Genomic DNA, 20,643 nt, shown 5'->3' with positions numbered 1-20,643 from the left:
TGTATGAAGAAATCGAGATACTGGGCGGTTATTATCATAACGTTTAGCGTGTTTATGGGGCTGAGTGCGCGTCTCATTTATGTCACGGTCATTGCCCGTGATGAGATTCTTTTAAAGGCTCAAAGCCAGATCTTGCAAAAATTGGCTCTGCCTGCCAAAAGAGGAAGTATCGTAGACCGTAACGGTTCTCTACTGGCTTCTTCGACGGAGGCTTACCGTGTGGATGTGGATCTTGCTACATTCAGAAGAAAGCTTGAAAAGACAGACCGTGAGGCTTCTTATTACGCAGCGCCTTTTGCAGAGGTGTTAGGGATGGAAGTGGATGAGGTTCTTAGTAAACTCACTTCTGAAAGTACTTCTGTCATTCTGAAGAGAAAGATTGAAAAAGATACGGTTGATGCGCTTCGTGCATATATCGGTGAAGCGAATGTTGATTTTCTGGTCATCGGATATGATGATATCCGATATTTTCCAAACAGCAACTATCTTTCTCAGGTTCTGGGTGCTGTCAATATAGACGGTGAAGGCATTATGGGACTGGAGTATTATTACGATGATCTGCTGAAGGGTGTAGATGGGATCAAGATTGCAGAAACCGATAAACAGAGAAGAGAACTGCCCTATAGTGATGTGATTGAAACTCCTGCCATCAATGGAAGTGATTTGTATCTTACCATTGACGAGAAAATACAGTATATTGTTGAAAAAACGGCAGAAGCCGCCATGGAAAAGCATGAAGCCGACAGCGTGACCATACTTGTGTCAGATCCTAAGACTGGAGGCGTGTTAGGGCTTGTGAATCTTCCGGACTTTGATCCGAACAAACCCTTTGAAGGGAAAACCAGTGATGAGTTCAATGAAATATCACGCAACTTCGCGGTGAATGATTCATATGAACCTGGTTCCACCTTTAAGATCGTAACAATCTCCGCTGCGCTTGAAGAGGGCGTCATTGGAGAACATGAGCACTTCCACTGTGACGGATTTATTTATGTCAATGGTGTACGTATAAAATGCGTCAACAACAAAGCCCATGGGGATCAGACAGCAGCAGATGTTTTAAAGAACTCCTGTAACGTGGCAACTGTTCAGATTGCACAAAGGCTTGGTGCTGAAAAGTTTAATGAGTATCTTAAAAAGTTTCAGTTCGGCGCAAAAAGCGGAATCGACCTTCCTGGTGAAGCCAGTGGAATTATTTTCAATCTGGAAGACCTTACACCGATCAATCTAGCGACTTCTTCATTTGGTCAGGCACAGACAGTAACGCCAGTTCAAATGCTGAATGCGATGAATACTGTAGCAAATGGTGGAGAGATGATCCAGCTGCATGTGGCAGAAAAGGCTGAGCTTACAGATGTGAATGGAGAGATTACGGTAAAAGATCTCAATGAGGAGGAAGGAATTCCAATACTTTCCAAGAGTACTGCGGAAAGTATGCTGGAGTATCTCTATGGTGCTACAGGAAAGAATCCGAGAAACCGTGCTTATATTGAAGGAATAAATGTGTTCGGGAAAACAGGTACAGCACAGAAAATCATTACGGACGAGAATGGAAAGCAGAAATATTCCGATGAGGAGTACATTTCTTCTTTCATCGGGGGAGCACCTTATGAAGACCCTAAGATTACAGTGCTTGTTATTGTGAATAATCCAAAGGATGAGATTTTTGGTTCCATCGTCGCTTCACCTTGGGCTCGTGAAATTTTCTTGGAAGTGGATCAATATTTGTCCTTACGTTAATCAATAATAGCATGTGATTTCACATGCTATTTTCTTTAATCAAAGTAAACTGGAAAAGAAATATGGTATAGTAGTTTAGTGATTTTGACTGATGGAGTAGTGAGGTAAAGATGAAAACCATTTTTATTAAAGATATTGTAGAGAAACTGGGTGCAGAAGTCTATGGGAATTTGGAAGCCAGTTTCCAGGGTGTTTTTATTGATTCAAGAATTGTATCGGAAGATTCTTTGTTTATCGGTATTAAAGGGGAACATTTCAATGGAAATGAGCACTATCTGGATGCATTTGAAAAAGGGGCATCAGTGGCCATTGTTGAAGGTGTAGAACTGACAGAGATTCCAGCTGGAAAGGCTGTGCTGAAAGTTCAGAGCACCTATCGTGCAATTTTGGATCTTGCTCATTACTACAGATCTCTTTTATCTGTAAAAATCATCGGAATTACAGGATCGACTGGAAAGACGTCCACAAAGGACATTCTTCATGGGATGCTTTCCAAAAAGTACCGGGTTTTTAAAACATCTGGAAACTATAACAATGAACTGGGACTTCCGCTGATGATCTTTTCCCTGGACGACAGTTATGATTATGCGGTTCTCGAAATGGGGATGAGTGCTCCATTAGAGATTCATAATCTGGCACGGGTAGCACTGCCGGACTATGCAATCATAACCAACATCGGGTTATCTCATATCGAGAACTTGGGGTCACAGGAGAACATACTGAAAGCAAAAATGGAAATCACTGATTTCTTCTCAGAAAAGTCGCTTCTCGTGCTGAATGGAGACGATCCCTATCTGAATACTGTTACAGACAAAAAGTACCGCATTCTTACAGGGGGATTGAAAGAAGGAGACTATATTGCTAAAAATGTTAAGCTGCATGAAGACTCTGTAGAATTCACAGTGAATAAGTCAAAAGATGTCATACGACTACATATACCAGGAAGGCATAATGTGCTGAATGGAATACTCTGTTACATTGTATCGAAGGAACTGGGGGTAGCGGACCAGGACCTTCGAGAAGTGGAAGTTGCGAAGAGTGCCATGAGAATGGACGTCTTGAAATACGAACAGCTAACTGTAATCAACGATTGTTACAATGCCAGCCCAGATTCCATGAAAGCGGCACTTCATTATCTTGCTCAGTTCAGTGGCCGCAAAGTAGCAGTGCTTGGGACGATGCGTGAACTGGGAGAGGAGTCATTGGAGGCACATAAAGCTGTCGCTCTTGCAGCAAAAGAGCGTGGCATTGATCAGGTTCTCTTTGTAGGAGAATACCAAAAAGCCATGGTGGAAGCTTTTGGTGAAGGAGCTGTGGGGGTTGATACCTTTGAAGAAGCGCAGCGTATGTTGAAAGACCGTTTAAAAAAAGAGGATGTGGTGCTTCTGAAAGCATCTCGTGGAATGTACTTTGAGAGATTTCTACCAATACTTGAGGAACTCGGAGGAAATGAAGAATGGAAATAAGTGTCATCGCACTTTTAGTCAGCATGGCTGCTGGTATAGCCATGGGACCTTATGTGATTGGTAAGCTGAGAGCTTTTAAGCTTGGTCAGAACATCAGGCAGGAAGGTCCTGAGTCTCACTTGGTGAAACAAGGAATACCAAGTATGGGCGGAGTCCTGTTTCTTTCAGTTCTTCTTATCGCAGGGCTTTTGTTCTCTGGACTAAATCTAACTGTAGTATTCATGATTGTTGTGACACTCTCGTTTGGTCTTATCGGTTTTCTGGATGATTTTCTGAAAGTGAAGAAAAAGTCATCGGACGGACTGAGCGCTAAAAGTAAAATGGCTTATCTTCTGCTTTTTGGTATCCTTGCAGGGGGAGTGCTTCATTTTGGATTTGACTATGATGCGGTAAGGATTCCATTTGTGAATAATGAGGTTTCACTGGGGATCTTCTATGTGCTCTTTGTAGTGGTATTTTTTGCAGCTGTGACCAATGCGGTGAATCTGACTGATGGGATAGATGGATTGTCCTCCACAGTGACCATTTGTGTTCTGATATTCTATGTCCTTGTTGGTGTGAAACAGGGCCAGGAGCCTGTTGTTCTTTTTTCATCAGTACTTATTGGCGGTCTTCTGTCCTTTCTGTTTTACAACCGTTATCCAGCCAAAGTTTTTATGGGAGATACGGGTTCACTGGCTTTAGGCGGTGCAGTAGGCATCGCTGCACTGATGACGAAAACAGAGCTTCTCCTTATTCTTGTGGGAATTGTCTATGTGGTGGAAACTTTGTCTGTGATTGTTCAGGTGGCTGTTTTTAAAAAGACCGGAAAGCGTGTTTTCAAAATGGCACCAATCCATCATCACTTTGAAGCACTGGGTTGGAAAGAAAATAAAATTGTTGTAGTTTTTGCTTCAGTCACAGTACTAGCAGTGGCTGTAGCCTACCTTGTTTTATAGCACGTGAGAGGCTGAGGGAGGCGTCATGGAGAGAACAAAAGATATTTCTGTAAGAAGTGGCTTGCCTTCATCGAAAGTCAAAGCACAGAAAAAAAGCAAAAAGAAAGCAAAAAAGTATAAAGAAGTGGATTTCACTCTGCTTGCAGTAACCGTAGCGCTGGTATTATTTGGCCTACTGATGGTATACAGTGCCTCCAGTTATGAGAACATCGTTCGGGGGCGTGAATCCTACTCAGATGTGATAAGGCAAGGTTTTTTTGCTGCTGCTGGCCTTTTTATCATGGTTTTTGTGGTAGCCAATTTTGATTATCATTTTATGACAATGTCTAGAACGAAACTGTTGGTGTTTGCGGTTTTAGTTCTGAATGTGGCGGTTATACTTTTTGAACCTGTCAAAGGTGCAAGCCGCTGGCTCCGTTTTGGAAGTCTTTCTCTCCAGCCTTCAGAACTTGCGAAATTCACCATGGTGCTCTACGCTGCCAATACACTGAAAAGGCTGGATATATTAAAGGGGAGAAAAAAATGGAAACCAACCATTAGAGTTTTTCTCATGATGATTGTGTTTGCGGGTATTGTGGTTGTTCTGCAGAGTAACCTCTCCATTGGAGCAATCATTGTGATTACTTCACTGATACTGATATTCCTTGCTGGAGGAACGTTCCTGCAGCTTTTCACCTATGTTTCCATTGGCGTCAGTGGTCTTGGGATTCTTCTATGGATCGAGCCATACCGTATGGCAAGACTTCTGAATTTTGGGGATCCATTCAAAGAAGCCCAAGGGGCAGGACATCAGCTGGTTCAGTCACTTTACGCTCTCACAAGTGGAGGCGTATTTGGACAAGGAATAGGCATGTCCAGGCTGAAAGCCTTCTGGCTGCCTGAAGCGCAGAATGATTTTATTTTTGCAGTAATTGTTGAAGAACTGGGGCTTATCGGGGGACTTTTCCTGATGTTTCTGCTTCTCATCCTCATATACAGAGGTATCCGCATATCCATTGAAGCGAAAGATCAGTTCGGCAGGCTACTAGCAGTAGGGATCACAGCTATCTTTGCGCTGCAGTCCTTCATCAATATCGCTGTAGTTATCGGAGCCTTCCCGGTGACGGGTGTAACTTTACCGTTCATCAGTGCAGGAGGAACATCTCTGGTGGTCAATTTAGTTGCAGTAGGTGTGCTGCTTAATATTTCAAGACAGTCAAAATCCGTGTGATTATGAAGGAAGAGGGGTGACAGAAAGTGAGCCTAAAAGAAATTCAGGAACGGATAGAACGCAAAAAGCGCCGTAGAAAAAAAAGGATCCTTACTGTCCTTCTCATGTTTGCTTTAAGCGCTGGGGTTGTTTTTCTACTTAAAGCACCGTACTTTATGGTTGAAAAAGTAACTGTATCTGGCCAGATGGAGATTCCTAAAGGTTTTGTAGAAGAAAGTGCAAGGCCACTATTTGGTGAAAATATATTTCTCATGAAAACCCAAACCATAACAGAGCACCTGAAAAAACATCCCTATTTTTCATCAGCAGAAATCAAAAGAGTGCTCCCCAATGGCATATCAATCAAAGTTAAAGAACATACAGCCAAAGTCAACTATTACAGCAATGGTGTGTATAGTCTTCTTACAGAACAGGGACAGCTTCTGGACGTGGGGGCAAATCCCATAGAGGGAGTGACGCTGATTGATACAAGACCTCTTCCGGAGCTTGGTGCAAACATCTATGAAGATGCGCCGGAAAAAATGAGAATACTTGAAACCTTTGTTGTGCTTCATGATAGGAATACAAGTGTTGTGGAGTTACCAGTACTAGATCTCACAGAGTCTTCGAACATCAGAACCTATTACCATGATACGGAGATTCGCCTGGGGTATGGTGATTCCCTAAAAGAAAAACTGAATGCGGCCATCAATATCATCCTTTCAGGTCATCTGGACGAGGTGAAAGGATATCTGGATTTAGCTTATGTGGATGATCCTGTGATTTTTGATGCAGGAAGAATCACTACTCCAAGCGATGATGGCGTTTCTGGAGAAGGGGAAGAGGATCAGGATGAAGAAGGGAATGAAGAGTAAGGTGACAGATGAACATGAACAAGAAAAATAACCAATGGCTGGTTGCAGTTGTTTTCCTGATACTGGGTTTTTTGCTTACCTATCAGTATCAGCAAAGACAGGAACCTGTTCGAACGTTGACCATAGAAGAAACTGAACTGCTTCTTCAGGAGATTGCCACCTTGGAAGGGGAAAAAGAGGAACTTCTTCAAAAGAATCGGAAACTTCTACAGGATGTGAAAAATTTCGAAACTGCTGCTGCTTCTTCCAGTGAAGCCCATGCGCTTCTTAAACAGGAACTGGATCGTTCAAGGCTTCTTCTTGGAATGGTGGACGCAAAAGGACCTGGTATTGTGATGACCCTAAGACCGACAGACGCCAGCCTTAATCCTCAGACTTTCAACTATCTGACAGATTTGGAGCTGATCTACTTAGTCAATGAACTGAAGTTTGCTGGAGCGGAAGCCATCAGCATCAATGATAAAAGGGTAACCATCCAGACAGGGATCCAATCCAGTGCCAACAACAGCTATATTCTTGTTAATGACGAAAAGGTCTCTCCACGAGATGAGGTGGTCATAAGAGCCGTTGGGGATCCTGAAAAACTCAAAGGGGCCATGGCTTTTCAGGGAGTGCTTTCCTACTATGCTTTGGAATTTTATGACATCAGGTTTCATTCTGAAGACCATATTCTTATCCCTAAGTATAACAAGGCTTATAGAACAGACAGTATGGAGGAGGTGCGTCCATGATTGTAATTCTGGGACTGCTGCTGGGAATTTTTCTGGGATTCTCATTGAATGTTAAAATCCCTGATGTATACAGTATCTATGTGGCGGTAGCAATTCTTGCTTGTTTCGACTCCGTCATCGGAGCATGGAAGGCTTATCTTGCTCATAATTTTGATCAGATGATTTTCCTTTCTGGTTTTTTCGGCAATGGGGTCATTGCTGTGGTCCTTACATATTTTGGGGATCAGCTCAGTATTCCCATGTATCTTGCAGCGGTGATTGTGTTTGGCAGCAGAATCTTCAATAATTTTGCGGTAATCAGACGAATGCTGATTGAACGGTATCTTCATGAAGATGCGTAAAGTGAGTGTATTCATTGGGTCTGTTGTCATCGGTATGGGACTTTCAGTCATGGTATCGCTGGTGGCAGGGAAGATGAACCTTTATAAAGTGGAACTGGATCGTGGAGACAAAGTAGAGCTCAGAAATAGTCTTCGGAGTGAAATCGAGAGATTGAAAGAGGAAAATCTCGATTATGAACGAAAACTTGAAGGTTATAGGGAGAATGTGGAGGATTTTGAAAACATCTATGAGGAGCTGAAACTGGAGTACAGAAGAAACAGCAGACTCCTCGGTTATGAAAGCGTCCAGGGCGAAGGTATTATCCTTACCATGAGAGATGGAAAAGCAAAGGATTCTGAAGTTCCAGGATCCATGGAAAGCTGGCTTAGGATCATTCACAATGAGGATATGCTGAAACTTCTCAACGAGCTGAACCTACATGGCGCTGAAACCATTGAGATCAATGGTCAGAGGGTAACTGAGACCTCAGAAATCTTCTGCAGTGGAGCCTTTATCTCCATCAATGGAGAGAAGCTTCCTGCACCATTTGTTCTGAAGGTGGTAGGAGACCGAGAACTACTTGATCCATATACTGCAAATGAGTATAACCAGATTGCCAATCTGCAACATAGAGGAATTGAGATTTCAGTAGAGAAACGTCCGATCATGACACTGGATGGTTCCATTGATGAAATATTTCCATTATATCTAGAAGAATCAAACGAATAGGAGGCGTGCTTATTGTCAAATATCAGAAAGAACTTAGAGGAAATTAGAAGCACACTGAAGGACAACGTGACATTGATTGCGGTTTCGAAGACAAAATCCGTTGAAGAGATTATGGAAGCGTATAAAGAAGGAATCCGTGATTTTGGTGAGAATAAAGTCCAGGAGCTGGAAGAAAAATATGAGCTTCTGCCAAAGGACATCCGTTGGCACCTGATTGGTGGGCTGCAAACCAATAAAGTGAGAAAAGTAATAGGCAAGACATATTTGATTCAATCTTTGGATCGGGAGTCCTTAGCTCTTGAGATTAATAAAAGAGCAGAAAAAACGGGCATTCTTGTGGATACACTGATTGAAGTGAATATTGGGGAAGAGTCTCAGAAAGCCGGTATTCTTACAGATGATCTAGAAGAGTTCGTAACGCTTTTAAAAGATCTAAAACATATCAGAGTCAGAGGACTCATGGCCATTATCCCTCAAGGAAGTGAAGAGGAAAACAGGAAATACTTCAAAAAGATGTACGAGCTTTTTCAAAAATTGTCCCAGGTCAGACAGGAACGTTTCACCATGGAGGTGCTTAGTATGGGGATGTCGATGGATTATGTGACGGCAATGGAGGAAGGATCAAACATGATTCGAGTTGGAACTGGTATTTTTGGCGCTAGAAACTATACGATTTAATTTTAGGAGGAAAGAAAAATGGGAAAGATGCTAAGCTCAATTAAAAATATGATGGGTTTTGAAGATGAAGAACTTTATGACGACTACGATCAGGAAGAGTATGAGGAAGAAGAGATGGAAGTTCCGAAGGAAAGCTATTCTGTTTTAGGAAGAAGAAGAGAGCAAAAAGAAGTAAACAAAGTGGTGAACCTCCATGGCGGCCAGACAAAGGTTCACATCATCAAACCAAATACCTTTGATGAGGCACCACAGATCTCTGACAGCCTTAAAGCAAATAAGATTGTTGTCGTGAACACATCAGGACTGGAACCCCGTACCGCACAGAGACTTTTGGATTTCATCGCCGGTTCCACCTATGCTCTTGGTGGGGATCTTCAGGAAGTGGAAAATGGGGTGTATGTGCTGTCTCCTTCCACAGTGGAAGTTTCAAGAGAAGCAAAGGAAGAGAGTTCACTTAAAGGACTTCTCAACTGGAAGTAATGGACAAACAAAGCTTTGTAAGGGCTTTCAATAATGAGGACACCTATAGAATGGCAAAGCTTTTCGAAGCCTTGGTAAGAGCAGGAAATTATGAGTTCCCCTTTGTTGTAGAAGAATTCTATACGCCTCTAGTATGGAGTGCTGTAATAAAGATGAAGGAGTTTAGACACATCACCGTTCTGGGAGAAGAGTTTCTAGAGCGCAGAATCTTTTGTGTGAACTGGGAAGGTTTATCCCCATTAAAGATTTTAGAAATCAAAAACCTTCAGCCTGCGGTAAAGCTTGAACACAAGGATTACTTGGGAGCATTGTTGGGGCTGGGTATCCAGAGAGACAAGTTTGGGGACTTGTTTGTACAGCAGGATGTGGCTTATGTTATCGTTTTTGAGGAAATGGGTTCTTATGTGAAGGAGCACCTTTATGCCGCAGGAAAGTGTCCAGTGGAAACAACGCTCTATGCCTATGAGGAAAAAGTGAAAGAGCTTAAGCCTTCGCTCCAGAAATTTGAAGCAGTTGTTGCTTCAAAGAGACTGGATGTGATTGTTGCAGAGCTTGCACAGACATCCAGGGGAAAAGCAGTGGAGCTCATTGATCGGGGACTTGTGCTGCTCAATTATCAGGAATGTAAAGAGAAATCAAAAGAGCTGAAACCAGAGGACACTCTGACCATAAGACGGAAAGGGAAGTTTAAGGTCGGAGAAGTGTTGAAGGAAACACAAAAAGGAAACTTAAGAATGGAATTTTATAAGTTTTTATAGCAGTAAGAGGAGGGCGTGGACATGAAGATAACACCAGTGGAAATTACCAACAAAGAGTTTAAAAGAACCATGAGAGGATACAGCACGGATGAAGTAGATGAGTTTTTGGATGAGGTCGTGGAGGATTTTGAAGCTCTATATAGGGAAAATGCCAGTCTGAAAGATAAGCTTGAAGCATATAATGAAAAAATAGAACATTATGCGAGCCTGGAAAAGACACTGCAAAGTACACTGGTACTCGCACAGAATACTGCAGATGCAACGAAGATTCAAGCGGAGAAGGAAGCACAGCATATTCTTGAGAATGCAAAGGAGAAAGCACAGGCAATCATAGAAAACGCAAATCGTGAAAATGAAATGCTGAAAAGAGAATATGAAAAATACCGTATGGACTTCGGAAATTTTAAGATGCGTGTCCTCAGTTTCCTGGAAGGTCAGATGAGCTCCTTCAAGACAAATTCTGAGGAGATTGAAAAGGGAACCTTAGGATCCAGCTCGATGCAGGTTTCAGGCCTTACACCAAAAGATCTCTTTGAAGAGGGAGACTCTGCTGAGCTGTTTGAAGAAGTTCAAGGATGAGACAGATGAAAGAGACTTTGAAATAAAGTCTCTTTTCTTGTGAAGGAAGATTTCCTGTGATAAGATAACTTTTGAAAGGACTGAGGAGCATAGAAGATATATTTCGAAATGAACACATAGAGTTTTGCTTATCTGTAAAGAGCACTTTGGAAAGACTTCCATCAAGGGCTCTATTTGTTGTGGACCGGAATGTATATGAAAGCTGGCCAGTGCTCAGAGAGTACATACAAGACAAAAGAGTCTACCTGCTCGACGCTTCGGAATCGAGAAAGACACTGGAGGAGACAGAGAACCTCTATGAGTTTTTATTTAAGCATCAGACTGTGGAGCCTCTTGTTGCCATTGGCGGAGGCATCACAGGGGATTTGGCTGGATATGCATCTGCAACATTTAAAAGAGGAATCCCTCTGATTCTCCTTCCGACGACACTGCTCGCCATGTGTGACAGTACAGTAGGAGGAAAATGTGGTGTGAACTATAAGGGTGTGAAGAACTATATCGGCACATTCAAGAAACCAGATGAGATTTTTATCTGTACAGAGTTTTTGACCACTTTACCAGAGAGACATCTGAAAAGCGGTATGGGAGAGATTTTGAAGTATGGTTTAATTGGAGAAGAGCCAATCCTTTCTCTACTGGAGAAGGAGGTTTCATTGCAGAATCTTCAAGTAAGACCCTATGTTGAGATGGGACTGAAAATCAAGATTGATGTGGTCTCTCGAGATTTTTTTGATCGGGGTCAGCGGAATGTTTTGAATTTTGGGCATAACATCGCACATGGTCTTGAAGCGGTTTATCCGAAGACTCTTACCCACGGAGAAGCCGTGGCGTTGGGGATTTTGACAGAGCTGAAACTCAGTGAGGATCTCTTTGGACTTCGCAGTGACATCCGCACACAAACCCGGTCTATCATGGAAAGATTCGGCATGGTTACTGCAGTGGATGACTTGCCTGTGGAGAAGCTGCTGGACTATATCAAAAAAGATAAAAAGAATGATGACTTCCTTCGTTTCACCCTGTTAAGTGAAGTGGGTTGTCCGGAAATCAAACAAAGTGTGGCAGAAGAAAGGATTCGTTCTGCTTTATTCGTGATTATGGAGTAAGAGATGATACAAAAGAGTATGGATTTATCAAAGGGAAAAGTAAAAATCAATATTGGAGAGAAGGTGCTGGGAGAAGATCTTTTGATTTTTTCAGGACCCTGCTCTGTGGAGAATCTGGATACAATGAGAGTCATTGCAACGAAGCTTAAAGCTTTGGGGGTAGATGTTCTTAGAGGAGGGGCGTTTAAGCCCAGAACGTCGCCTTATGATTTTCAAGGTTTGAAAGATGAGGGGCTTGAAATCCTAAAAACCATCAAAAAAGAGTTTGGGTTTGTGATCTCAACAGAGATCCTGGATGTCCGTGACCTGGAAAAAGTGGATGATTTTGTGGATCTCATTCAGATTGGTTCCAGAAATATGTATAACTATGTACTTCTTGAGGAAGTGGGAAAGTTGGGCAGACCTGTCGTACTCAAGAGAGGATTCAGCGCTACGGTGGCTGAGTGGGTCAGTGCTGCAGAATATATACTGAACACGGGCAATGAAAAAGTGATCCTTTGTGAACGTGGGATAAGGACATTTGAAACGACCACAAGAAACACACTGGATCTAAACTCAGTGGCCTACCTCAAGGAGAACTGCAGGCTGCCTGTCCTTGTGGATCCGAGCCATGGTACTGGAGTTCGATCTCTCGTAAAGCCTATGGCCCTCGCAGGGATTATGGCAGGGGCAGATGGGCTGATGGTTGAAAGCCATATTGCTCCAGACGAGTCCATCTCGGATGCGCAGCAGACCATCTCAATGGAAGTGCTGGAAGAAATAATGAAGACATCGAAAGAGTTATGGAGGTACAGATGATTTATTTGATATTTATTTTGGGTATGCTGCTGGATTATGTCACCAAAATCTGGGCCATTGACACGTTGAAAGGAAAAGCGGATATCACAGTCATTGAAGGATTCTTCGATTTCTCTTACCTGGAAAACAGAGGGGCGGCTTTTGGTATTTTTCAGGGAAGAGTCTATCTTCTGGCTTTTGTTACTATGATTATCATGGCGGTGCTTTTTGTGATGTATCAGAAAACAAAGAAGAAAACAAAACTCCTGACCATCAGTACAGCACTGATCTTAACCGGGGCCATCGGAAACCTCATTGACAGGCTCCGCTACGGGTTTGTTGTGGATTTCATCTCCTGGCACTGGAAAAACACCTATTACTTTCCCACATTCAATGTGGCGGATATCTGTATCACCGTTGGGACTGGGCTGCTTATTCTTTATATCATAAAGGAAGTGGATTAAGTGGAAGAAATACAGTATCTTGTGGAGGATGAAAAAGAAGGACTCCGCTTGGATGTGTACCTTCGTGAAAAACTGCCGGATCTTTCCAGATCCTATCTTCAGAAGCTTATAGAGGATGGATGCATCACTGTGGAGGGCAGAATCAGAAAGTCATCCTATAAGATCAAGTCCCAGGAAGGAATCCTAGTGGAACTGCCAGAACTAAGTGAACTGGAAATTACCGCAAAAGACATTCCTCTCCGGATTCTTTACGAGGATGAAGACCTATTAGTGGTGGATAAGGAAAAAGGTATGGTGGTTCACCCTGCAGTGGGGAACTATCATGATACCCTGGTGAATGCCTTGCTCTTCCATGTGAAAGATCTTTCTGGCATCAATGGAGTACTGAGGCCTGGCATTGTACACCGGATCGACAAGGATACCACTGGAATACTGGTTGTAGCCAAAAATGATCAAGCCCATGGTTATCTGTCTCATCAGCTGAAAGATCACAGCATGATCAGACGATATTATGCTTTGGTGCATGGCAATGTGAAGCTGGAGGAAGGTACTGTGGATGCACCTCTTGGAAGGTCAAAGAATGACAGGCTTAAGATGGGGATTGTTCCAGACGGAAAACGGGCAGTGACCCATTATAAAGTCATCAGACGCTACAAAGGCTATACGCTCATTGAGGCTTCACTTGAAACTGGAAGGACCCATCAGATCAGGGTTCATATGGCATCCATTCACCATCCTCTTGTAGGCGATTTCACCTATGGCCATAAGAAAGACCCTGTAAAGGGACAGCTTCTCCATGCAGCTGCCTTAGGTTTTCAGACACCTGACAAAGGATTTCTGATGTTTCATACTCCCGTTCATAAGGAGTTCAGAGATTTTTTGGCGAAGCTTCACCGAATGGATTGAATAATATAAATAAAACATGAATATTGTTAACAAGTAATGAACAAATCCTAGCCCTAGGCTGGGATTTTTCAGTATAATAAAAGGATAGTGAGCCGGCAGTTTGCCGGACAAAATAAAAAGGTGGTGTCATTTCCGGAAGCTGTGCTTTGCGGAAGAACTATGGAGTTTAAAGCAGCATTATTAGATGAAAAAGCCATTGAAAGGGCACTTGTGAGAATTGCCCATGAGATTGTAGAAAAGAACAAAGGAGTTCAGGACCTGGTCCTTGTGGGCATTAAAAGAAGAGGCGTTCCTTTGGCTGAAAGAATTCGGGAAAACATCTTGAATTTTGAAGATGTGTCACTTCCTGTTGCCAGTGTGGACATAACTCTTTATCGGGATGACCTGGAGGAAGACTACGAGAGTCCCCAAATCAAAAATGATGTGATTGAAGTCTCTATCAAGGATAAGAAAGTGGTCCTGGTGGATGATGTGCTGTTCACAGGAAGAACTGTGCGGGCAGCGCTGGATGCCATCACCGCAAATGGAAGACCAAGAAGCATTCAGCTCGCGGTACTCATTGACCGGGGGCATCGGGAACTGCCTATTCGTGCAGATTATGTGGGTAAAAATGTACCTACTTCAAGAAATGAAATGATCAAAGTAATGCTCGAAGAGATTGATGGGAAAAACGCTGTGGAAATATACACAAAGGAAGGGTAGCATGAAAATAGTATCATGGAATGTCAATGGCCTTCGGGCAATTATGAAAAAAGGTTTCAGAGAGAGTGTTGAGGAACTGAATCCTGACGTTCTGTTTCTTCAAGAAACTAAGATGCAAGAGCATCAGCTGGAAGAGGAAATTCTACTTAAAGATTTGGGATACACATTGACCATGCATTCAGGAGAAAGAAAAGGGTATTCTTCTGTGGCGGTTTATAACAGAGTTCCTGTAGATGAGATTATTAAAGGCTCAGGGATACCTGAATATGATGTTGAGGGAAGAGTCCTTCAGGTGAATGTGGGAGAATATGCGATTTTTGGCATCTATTTCCCCAATGGTGGCCGTGGAGAAGAAAGACTGGCTTATAAGATGAAGTTTTATGAAGATCTTCTCATGAAATTTGATTCATTAAAGGAAATAGGCAAGAAAGTCATAATAACCGGAGATTTCAACGTTGCTCATGAGGAGATTGATCTTGCAAATCCAGAGTCCAACAGAAAAACATCAGGATTTCTCGATATTGAAAGAGAGTGGTTTACGAAGCTGTTGAGCCATGGTTATGTGGATGTGTACAGGAGAGAAAACCCGGATAAGGTGATTTATACCTGGTGGGATCAGAGATTTAGAGCAAGAGACAGAAATGCCGGTTGGAGAATAGATTACTTTGTTGTATCAGAAAACGTGCTGCCCGAGATTAAAGATGTGGAAATCTACAACCATATTATGGGGTCAGACCACTGTCCGTTATCTCTGACACTTAAAGGAGAGCAGTAATGGAGTATACACTCATCGCCACTTGTGCCTTCGGCATTGAAAAGATATTGTCCAATGAGCTGAAAGCTTTGGGATATGATGATCTCCACGTGGAGAACGGAAAAGTAGAGTTCTATGGAGACGAAATGGATATTGCCATATGCAACATTCATTTGAGAACAGCAGAACGAGTACTCATCAAACTGGCTGAATTCAGAGCGGAATCCTTTGAAGAACTTTTTCAGGGAACTAAGGCAGTGGATTTTGGAAAGATCATCCCAGTGAGCGGCAAAATGCATGTCACAGGTAAATCTGTGAGGAGCAAGCTCTATAGCGTGCCGGACTGCCAGAGCATCGTTAAGAAAGCCGTAGTGGAGTCCATGAAAAGAACCTACGACCGGGAACAGTTTGCGGAGACCGGGGCTGTCTTCAAGATTGAAATCGGTCTTCTAAAAGATTTAGCCACCCTTACATTGGATACCTCTGGCGAAGGGCTTCACAGACGTGGCTACAGAGAACATTCAGGAAAAGCGCCTCTGAAAGAGACACTGGCGGCAGCCCTTGTTCTGATCTCTGGCTATGATGGGAATCGGCCTCTCATCGATCCTTTTTGTGGTTCAGGAACGATCCTCATTGAAGCCGCTATGATTGCTAAAAACATGGCACCCAATATGGAGCGGAATTTTGTTTGTGAAACTTGGCCAAGCTTTCCAAAGGATATTTTCCCGCAAGTACGTGAAGGGGCCAGAAGCCAGATCAAGGATATCAAGTTTCCCATTACCGGGTATGATATTGATACTTATGTACTCTCTACGGCTAAGATGAATGCCAAAAAAGCGGGGGTGTTCAAACATATTTATTTCCTGCCTTCTGACTATATGAAGCACAGGTTTACAGAAAAAGATGTAACCATCATCACAAATCCTCCTTATGGGGAGCGTCTTCTGGAGGATGAGCATGTGAGAAAGCTCATGGAGAAAATGGGAAGAGATAAAGCTGTGCATGAAGACTACGAAATGTATATTCTTACAGCTTTAGAAGGATTTGAGAAGACTTTTGGCAAGAAGGCCCACAAGAACAGGAAACTGTACAATGGAAGAATTCAAACATATCTCTATCAGTATTTTGCAGAGAAGAAGAAAGAGGCGGATGTATGAAGAAAATTGTAGTGATATTCAACGGCGGTACCATCTCCATGAAAGTAGATCCTAAAATCAAAGCTGCGGTTCCTTCCCTTACGGGGGAGGAGATCATGCACATGGTCACTGGAATTGAGAAGCATGCGGAAGTCAAGTCCTATAATTTCAGTTCATTTCCCAGCCCCCATATGACCATGGAAAAGATGATGGAGCTGAGAGCATTCACCTTGAAGATCATGGAAGAGGAAAATCCGGATGGGGTTGTGATCACCCATGGGACAGACACATTAGAAGAAACAGCATTTCTCTTTGATCTGACCATTGATACTGAAATACCCATCGTATTTACTGGAGCGATGCGTTCCGGATCTGAACTAGGGTATGATGGTCCGTCAAATCTCGCGCAGTCTATCGTCACCGCTTCTTCCAAAGAGTCCAGAGGACGCGGTGTGCTTGTGTGTCTCAATGGAGAACTCAACGCAGCGCAAGAAGTGACCAAAACAAACTCACTGTCCCTGAATGCCTTCCGTACTCCTTCCTTTGGACCTCTTGGGATTGTGGACAACAATAGAGTGATTTACTACAGAAGCAATGACGTGAGACAGGTAGAAGACATCGATGTGCTGGAAACGGCGGTAGCTCTCGTGAAAACTGTAGCAGGGATGGATTCATCCTACCTGAAGTTTCTCGCGGACCAGGGCGCGAAGGGGATTGTCATTGAAGCCTTCGGACGTGGTAATGTACCACCTCAGATGGTGGAAGGGATTCGGTATGCGCTCTCTAAAGGCATCCATGTGGTCATTGTGTCCAGATGTTATGAGGGGAGAGTGTATGGAAGTTATGGTTACGAGGGTGGCGGTAAACATCTGAGAACCATGGGCGTTATCTTCGGGGATTCACTCCCCGGACAAAAAGCAAGAATCAAACTTATGGTCGCGTTGTCCCTGTATCATAGAGCAGAAGATGTGAGAGACTGGTTTGAAAAAGACCTTTATATGGAAGACAGTGAGTGGAGCAGTTAGTCCTACGAAGTTTGGAGGTGTGCTATGATAAAGAGTATGACAGGGTTTGGCAGAGGAATGGCAGAGGATGAAAAAAGAAGTTTTCTGGTGGAAATGAGAGGGGTGAATCACAGATACCTTGATTTTTCCATTCGAATGCCTAAGAGTCTCATGTCTCTGGAGGACAGGGTCCGCAAAGAAATCTCAAAGGTGATTTCCAGAGGGAAGCTGGATGTGTTTATCACCTATAGAAATTATGCAAAGGAAGATCTGGCGGTTCAGACCAATCTTCATCTGGCGAAGGGGTACGTGGATGCGTTGAACTCCATTAAAGATTCCTTCTCTCTAAAAGATGATATCTCTGTTTCTCTGGTATCAAGATTTCCGGATGTAATCTTTACGGAGGAAAAAGAAGAGAATATTGAGGAAATATGGTCCCTTCTTGAAGATGCCGTGAGAGAGGCTTCTCTAAAGATGCTTGAGATGAAAAAAGTTGAGGGTACATCCTTGAAGAATGATATGCTGCAGAAGAAAGAAGGCATCATCGCTCTTGTGGACAGAATCAGAGAACGCGACAAGCTCGTGATTCCGCTTTATAAAGATAGACTGGAAAAGAGAATTGAAGAGCTTCTGGAGAAAGTGCCTGTGGATGAGTCCAGACTGGCACTGGAAGTTGCCATGTATACAGACAAGGCAAGTATTGATGAAGAGCTAACAAGGCTGTCCTCTCATATGGAGCAGCTGGAGAATTTTCTCAAGGAAGAGGAACCCGTGGGCAGAAAACTGGATTTCCTTGCCCAGGAGATGAACCGGGAAGCAAACACCATGGCGTCGAAATCCGTTGATATTGAGATTACCAACCTGGTTCTTTCAATTAAAAACGAGATTGAGAAAATTAGAGAACAAATGCAAAATATTGAATAGAGGTGAGAAAATGAACATCCGCTTAGTGAATATTGGATTTGGAAATATTGTTTCTGCCAATAAAATAGTTGCCATTGTATCACCAGAATCTGCACCAATTAAGAGAATCATCCAGGAAGCCAGAGAACGTGGGATGCTGATTGATGCAACCTATGGCAGAAGAACCAGGGCAGTGATTGTAACGGATTCAGACCATATTATTCTGTCTGCCGTTCAACCAGAAACTGTTGCCCATAGACTTGAGACCAAAGAAGATGTGATTGATGAGGTAGGTATTGATGAGTAGAGGACTTCTCCTGGTGATATCAGGACCCTCCGGTGCAGGGAAAGGTACCGTTTGTGAAGCATATAAAAAGCACTGCCAAAATCATGTGTGGAATTCTGTATCCATGACGACACGGGCGCCTCGGGCAGGAGAAGTGCATGGGGAAAGTTATTTCTTTGTCTCGAAAGAAGAGTTTCTGAAGAGAATTGAAGAGGATGCTTTTCTCGAATATGCCGAAGTATATGGCAATTATTATGGAACTCCTCGAAGAGAGGTGGAGGAGAAGCTGGCAGAAGGATTTGATGTCATTCTTGAGATTGATATTCAGGGAGCACTGAATGTTCAGGATAATACATCAGAAGGTATTTTTATCTTTATCCTGCCCCCATCCATGAACGAACTGAAAAAGAGAATCATCGGCAGAGGCAGCGAAACCCCCGAATCTTTGCTTACAAGATTCAAATCTGCCTACAATGAAATCAACTATGTATCCAAGTACAATTATGCCATCACCAATCACACGGTGGAACAGGCATACAGTGACCTCATGTGCATTGTTCGTGCAGAACGGTGCCGTGTTACCCGAGTAACCAATGAAATTTTAACCTTAAAGGAGGAAGAATTATAATGAGCTCATTAATAGAACCATCCGTAACAGAACTGCTGGAAAAGGTGGAGAACAGATACAGACTTGTCACACTCACATCCAAAAGAGCAAGACAGATCATCGATGGACAGGAACCACTGATTCCTGTAACCAGTGTGAACCCTCTTACCGTGGCGGTCAATGAAGTCAATGCAGGACTGATAGAATATGAAACCCTAAAAGATGGTGTGAAATAGTCATGAAAAATGTAGTGGTAGGAGTAACTGGTGGTATCGCTGCTTATAAAGCACTGGAGCTGGTCTCTTTGCTTCGGAAGCAGAATATCAATGTGGATGTGGCGATGACAAAATCTGCACAAGAGTTTGTCACACCGCTGTCTTTCCAGAGTCTCAGTCAGAATCCTGTCATCACAGATATGTTTGATGAGCCAAAGGCGTATGAAATTGCTCATATATCATTAGCGAAAAAAGCAGATGTATTTGCTGTGGTACCAGCTACAGCGAATATCATCGGTAAACTGGCCCATGGCATTTCTGATGATTTTATTTCCACATCTGTCATGGCAACCCGTGCCAAGGTTCTGATTGCACCTGCGATGAATACCAATATGTACAGCAATCCGATGGTTGTCGAGAATATGAACAAACTGAAATCTCTGGGCTACACCTTTGTCAGCCCTGGACAGGGAAGGCTGGCCTGTGGTGATGTGGGGGAAGGGAAGCTTGCTTTGGTACAGGATATTTTCACGGAAATCATGGCGCTTCTTTACCCAAAGAAAGACTTTGCCGGAAAACGCATACTGGTTACAGCTGGCGGTACAGAAGCTCCACTGGATCCAGTGAGAGTTCTTACAAACAGATCCTCCGGGAAAATGGGGATTGCATTGGCAGAGAGGCTTCTTGAAAGAGGAGCGGAAGTTACGCTCATTCATGGGCATGTGACCGAGGAACTTCCCAAAGGTGTTCAGGCAGTGAAAGCACTGACAAATGAAGCCATGGCCAAGGCTCTTCAAGAGCGGTTTTCAGAAGCGGATGCTGTGATTATGGCTGCAGCGGTGTCTGATTATAAAGTGAAGGAATACGCTGCAGAAAAGATCAAGAAAACTGGAGAAACACTTCATCTTGAGCTCGTCAAGGATCTTGATATTCTGAAGAGTCTAGGGGACAAGAAAGACCAGCAGGTTCTTGTAGGGTTTGCCGCCGAATCTCAAGATATTGAGAAGAATGCGCTAGAGAAACTCAAGAAGAAGAATCTGGATCTAATCTGTGCCAATGACATTTCTCATGGAAAAGTATTTGGAGAGGACCAGAATGATGTGACTCTTTATCATAGATCCGGTGATATCATTCCACTGGGAGAGCTTTCCAAAAAAGAGACTGCGGAACTGATCCTAGATGAGGTTCAGAAGCTGTTTCACTAAATATTCAGGGAGCTTTAAAACATCATGGCAGTGTACAGATGAAAAAATATATTTTACAGGAAAAAGCACCCTCTGTGAACTGCTCCCTGTCAAGTGG

Annotated in this window: 25 protein-coding genes; all 25 read left to right on the top strand. The window is 43.1% G+C overall.

Annotation, left to right across the window (positions count from 1 at the left end; genetic code table 11):
* The first annotated feature begins 3 nt into the window (after nucleotides 1-3).
* The 25 genes from DEF30_RS03440 (at nucleotide 4) to coaBC (ending at nucleotide 20,546) form a co-directional block, all read left to right on the top strand.
* The gene (locus tag DEF30_RS03440; protein WP_294096540.1) at nucleotides 4-1,740 is read left to right on the top strand and encodes a penicillin-binding transpeptidase domain-containing protein; all 1,737 of its coding nucleotides are present in this window, start codon (nucleotides 4-6) and stop codon (nucleotides 1,738-1,740) included.
* A gap of 110 nt (nucleotides 1,741-1,850) precedes the next feature.
* On the top strand, nucleotides 1,851-3,206 hold the full coding sequence (murF, locus tag DEF30_RS03435; protein ID WP_294096538.1) for a UDP-N-acetylmuramoyl-tripeptide--D-alanyl-D-alanine ligase: 1,356 nt from the start codon (nucleotides 1,851-1,853) through the stop codon (nucleotides 3,204-3,206).
* Nucleotides 3,197-4,144, top strand: a complete 948-nt coding sequence (gene mraY, locus DEF30_RS03430; RefSeq protein ID WP_294096536.1) for a phospho-N-acetylmuramoyl-pentapeptide-transferase — start codon at nucleotides 3,197-3,199, stop codon at nucleotides 4,142-4,144. Before murF ends, mraY begins: the two co-directional genes overlap by 10 nt.
* Nucleotides 4,145-4,169: 25 nt before the next feature.
* Complete coding sequence (ftsW, locus tag DEF30_RS03425) at nucleotides 4,170-5,354, top strand: putative lipid II flippase FtsW (protein ID WP_294096534.1); 1,185 nt, start codon at nucleotides 4,170-4,172, stop codon at nucleotides 5,352-5,354.
* Nucleotides 5,355-5,380: 26 nt separating this feature from the next.
* Entirely contained in the window at nucleotides 5,381-6,208 is an 828-nt protein-coding gene (locus tag DEF30_RS03420) for an FtsQ-type POTRA domain-containing protein (protein WP_294096532.1), read from the top strand.
* 14 nt (nucleotides 6,209-6,222) lie between these two features.
* Nucleotides 6,223-6,939, top strand: coding sequence for a DUF881 domain-containing protein (locus DEF30_RS03415; RefSeq protein WP_294096530.1), 717 nt, complete (start codon nucleotides 6,223-6,225; stop codon nucleotides 6,937-6,939).
* Nucleotides 6,936-7,280: a small basic family protein gene (locus DEF30_RS03410; RefSeq protein ID WP_294096528.1), complete on the top strand. Its 345-nt coding sequence runs from the start codon at nucleotides 6,936-6,938 to the stop codon at nucleotides 7,278-7,280. The genes DEF30_RS03415 and DEF30_RS03410 overlap by 4 nt, the downstream gene beginning before the upstream one ends.
* Entirely contained in the window at nucleotides 7,273-7,989 is a 717-nt protein-coding gene (locus DEF30_RS03405; protein WP_294096527.1) for a DUF881 domain-containing protein, read from the top strand. The genes DEF30_RS03410 and DEF30_RS03405 overlap by 8 nt, the downstream gene beginning before the upstream one ends.
* Nucleotides 7,990-8,001: 12 nt before the next feature.
* Nucleotides 8,002-8,667 (top strand): YggS family pyridoxal phosphate-dependent enzyme, encoded by a 666-nt coding sequence (locus DEF30_RS03400; protein ID WP_294096525.1) that lies wholly within the window; start codon nucleotides 8,002-8,004, stop codon nucleotides 8,665-8,667.
* Between the two features lie 18 nt (nucleotides 8,668-8,685).
* Complete coding sequence (gene sepF, locus DEF30_RS03395) at nucleotides 8,686-9,147, top strand: cell division protein SepF (protein ID WP_294096523.1); 462 nt, start codon at nucleotides 8,686-8,688, stop codon at nucleotides 9,145-9,147.
* Entirely contained in the window at nucleotides 9,147-9,905 is a 759-nt protein-coding gene (locus DEF30_RS03390) for a YlmH/Sll1252 family protein (RefSeq protein WP_294096521.1), read from the top strand. Before sepF ends, DEF30_RS03390 begins: the two co-directional genes overlap by 1 nt.
* Before the next feature lie 21 nt (nucleotides 9,906-9,926).
* Entirely contained in the window at nucleotides 9,927-10,484 is a 558-nt protein-coding gene (locus DEF30_RS03385; RefSeq protein WP_294096519.1) for a DivIVA domain-containing protein, read from the top strand.
* Nucleotides 10,485-10,630: 146 nt separating this feature from the next.
* Nucleotides 10,631-11,587, top strand: coding sequence for a 3-dehydroquinate synthase family protein (locus DEF30_RS03380; protein WP_294096517.1), 957 nt, complete (start codon nucleotides 10,631-10,633; stop codon nucleotides 11,585-11,587).
* Nucleotides 11,588-11,590: 3 nt separating this feature from the next.
* Nucleotides 11,591-12,385, top strand: coding sequence for a 3-deoxy-7-phosphoheptulonate synthase (gene aroF / locus DEF30_RS03375; protein ID WP_294096515.1), 795 nt, complete (start codon nucleotides 11,591-11,593; stop codon nucleotides 12,383-12,385).
* Complete coding sequence (gene lspA, locus DEF30_RS03370; RefSeq protein ID WP_294096513.1) at nucleotides 12,382-12,828, top strand: signal peptidase II; 447 nt, start codon at nucleotides 12,382-12,384, stop codon at nucleotides 12,826-12,828. Before aroF ends, lspA begins: the two co-directional genes overlap by 4 nt.
* The gene (locus tag DEF30_RS03365) at nucleotides 12,829-13,734 is read left to right on the top strand and encodes an RluA family pseudouridine synthase (RefSeq protein ID WP_294096512.1); all 906 of its coding nucleotides are present in this window, start codon (nucleotides 12,829-12,831) and stop codon (nucleotides 13,732-13,734) included.
* A gap of 159 nt (nucleotides 13,735-13,893) precedes the next feature.
* The gene (gene pyrR / locus DEF30_RS03360; RefSeq protein WP_294096510.1) at nucleotides 13,894-14,436 is read left to right on the top strand and encodes a bifunctional pyr operon transcriptional regulator/uracil phosphoribosyltransferase PyrR; all 543 of its coding nucleotides are present in this window, start codon (nucleotides 13,894-13,896) and stop codon (nucleotides 14,434-14,436) included.
* Nucleotide 14,437: 1 nt separating this feature from the next.
* Nucleotides 14,438-15,211 carry an exodeoxyribonuclease III gene (locus DEF30_RS03355; RefSeq protein WP_294096508.1) on the top strand — a complete coding sequence of 258 codons (774 nt, stop codon included), beginning with the start codon at nucleotides 14,438-14,440 and terminating at the stop codon, nucleotides 15,209-15,211.
* Entirely contained in the window at nucleotides 15,211-16,347 is a 1,137-nt protein-coding gene (locus DEF30_RS03350) for a class I SAM-dependent RNA methyltransferase (RefSeq protein ID WP_294096506.1), read from the top strand. Before DEF30_RS03355 ends, DEF30_RS03350 begins: the two co-directional genes overlap by 1 nt.
* A complete protein-coding gene (locus DEF30_RS03345) occupies nucleotides 16,344-17,351 on the top strand; it encodes an asparaginase (protein ID WP_294096504.1) in 1,008 nt (335 codons plus the stop codon). Before DEF30_RS03350 ends, DEF30_RS03345 begins: the two co-directional genes overlap by 4 nt.
* A 24-nt stretch (nucleotides 17,352-17,375) precedes the next feature.
* Nucleotides 17,376-18,254 carry a YicC/YloC family endoribonuclease gene (locus DEF30_RS03340; RefSeq protein WP_294096502.1) on the top strand — a complete coding sequence of 293 codons (879 nt, stop codon included), beginning with the start codon at nucleotides 17,376-17,378 and terminating at the stop codon, nucleotides 18,252-18,254.
* A 10-nt stretch (nucleotides 18,255-18,264) separates the two neighbouring features.
* Nucleotides 18,265-18,540, top strand: coding sequence for an extracellular matrix/biofilm regulator RemA (gene remA, locus DEF30_RS03335; protein WP_031572863.1), 276 nt, complete (start codon nucleotides 18,265-18,267; stop codon nucleotides 18,538-18,540).
* Nucleotides 18,530-19,147: a guanylate kinase gene (gene gmk, locus DEF30_RS03330; RefSeq protein ID WP_294096497.1), complete on the top strand. Its 618-nt coding sequence runs from the start codon at nucleotides 18,530-18,532 to the stop codon at nucleotides 19,145-19,147. The genes remA and gmk overlap by 11 nt, the downstream gene beginning before the upstream one ends.
* Nucleotides 19,144-19,362 carry a DNA-directed RNA polymerase subunit omega gene (rpoZ, locus tag DEF30_RS03325; RefSeq protein ID WP_031572859.1) on the top strand — a complete coding sequence of 73 codons (219 nt, stop codon included), beginning with the start codon at nucleotides 19,144-19,146 and terminating at the stop codon, nucleotides 19,360-19,362. Before gmk ends, rpoZ begins: the two co-directional genes overlap by 4 nt.
* A gap of 2 nt (nucleotides 19,363-19,364) precedes the next feature.
* Complete coding sequence (coaBC, locus tag DEF30_RS03320) at nucleotides 19,365-20,546, top strand: bifunctional phosphopantothenoylcysteine decarboxylase/phosphopantothenate--cysteine ligase CoaBC (protein ID WP_294096495.1); 1,182 nt, start codon at nucleotides 19,365-19,367, stop codon at nucleotides 20,544-20,546.
* Nucleotides 20,547-20,643 lie beyond the last annotated feature (97 nt).

This window comes from Proteiniclasticum sp. (assembly GCF_003514505.1).
Classification (GTDB): domain Bacteria; phylum Bacillota; class Clostridia; order Clostridiales; family Clostridiaceae; genus Proteiniclasticum.
Note: the sequence above shows the minus strand (reverse complement) of the source record. Positions and strands in the feature narration are given on the sequence as shown.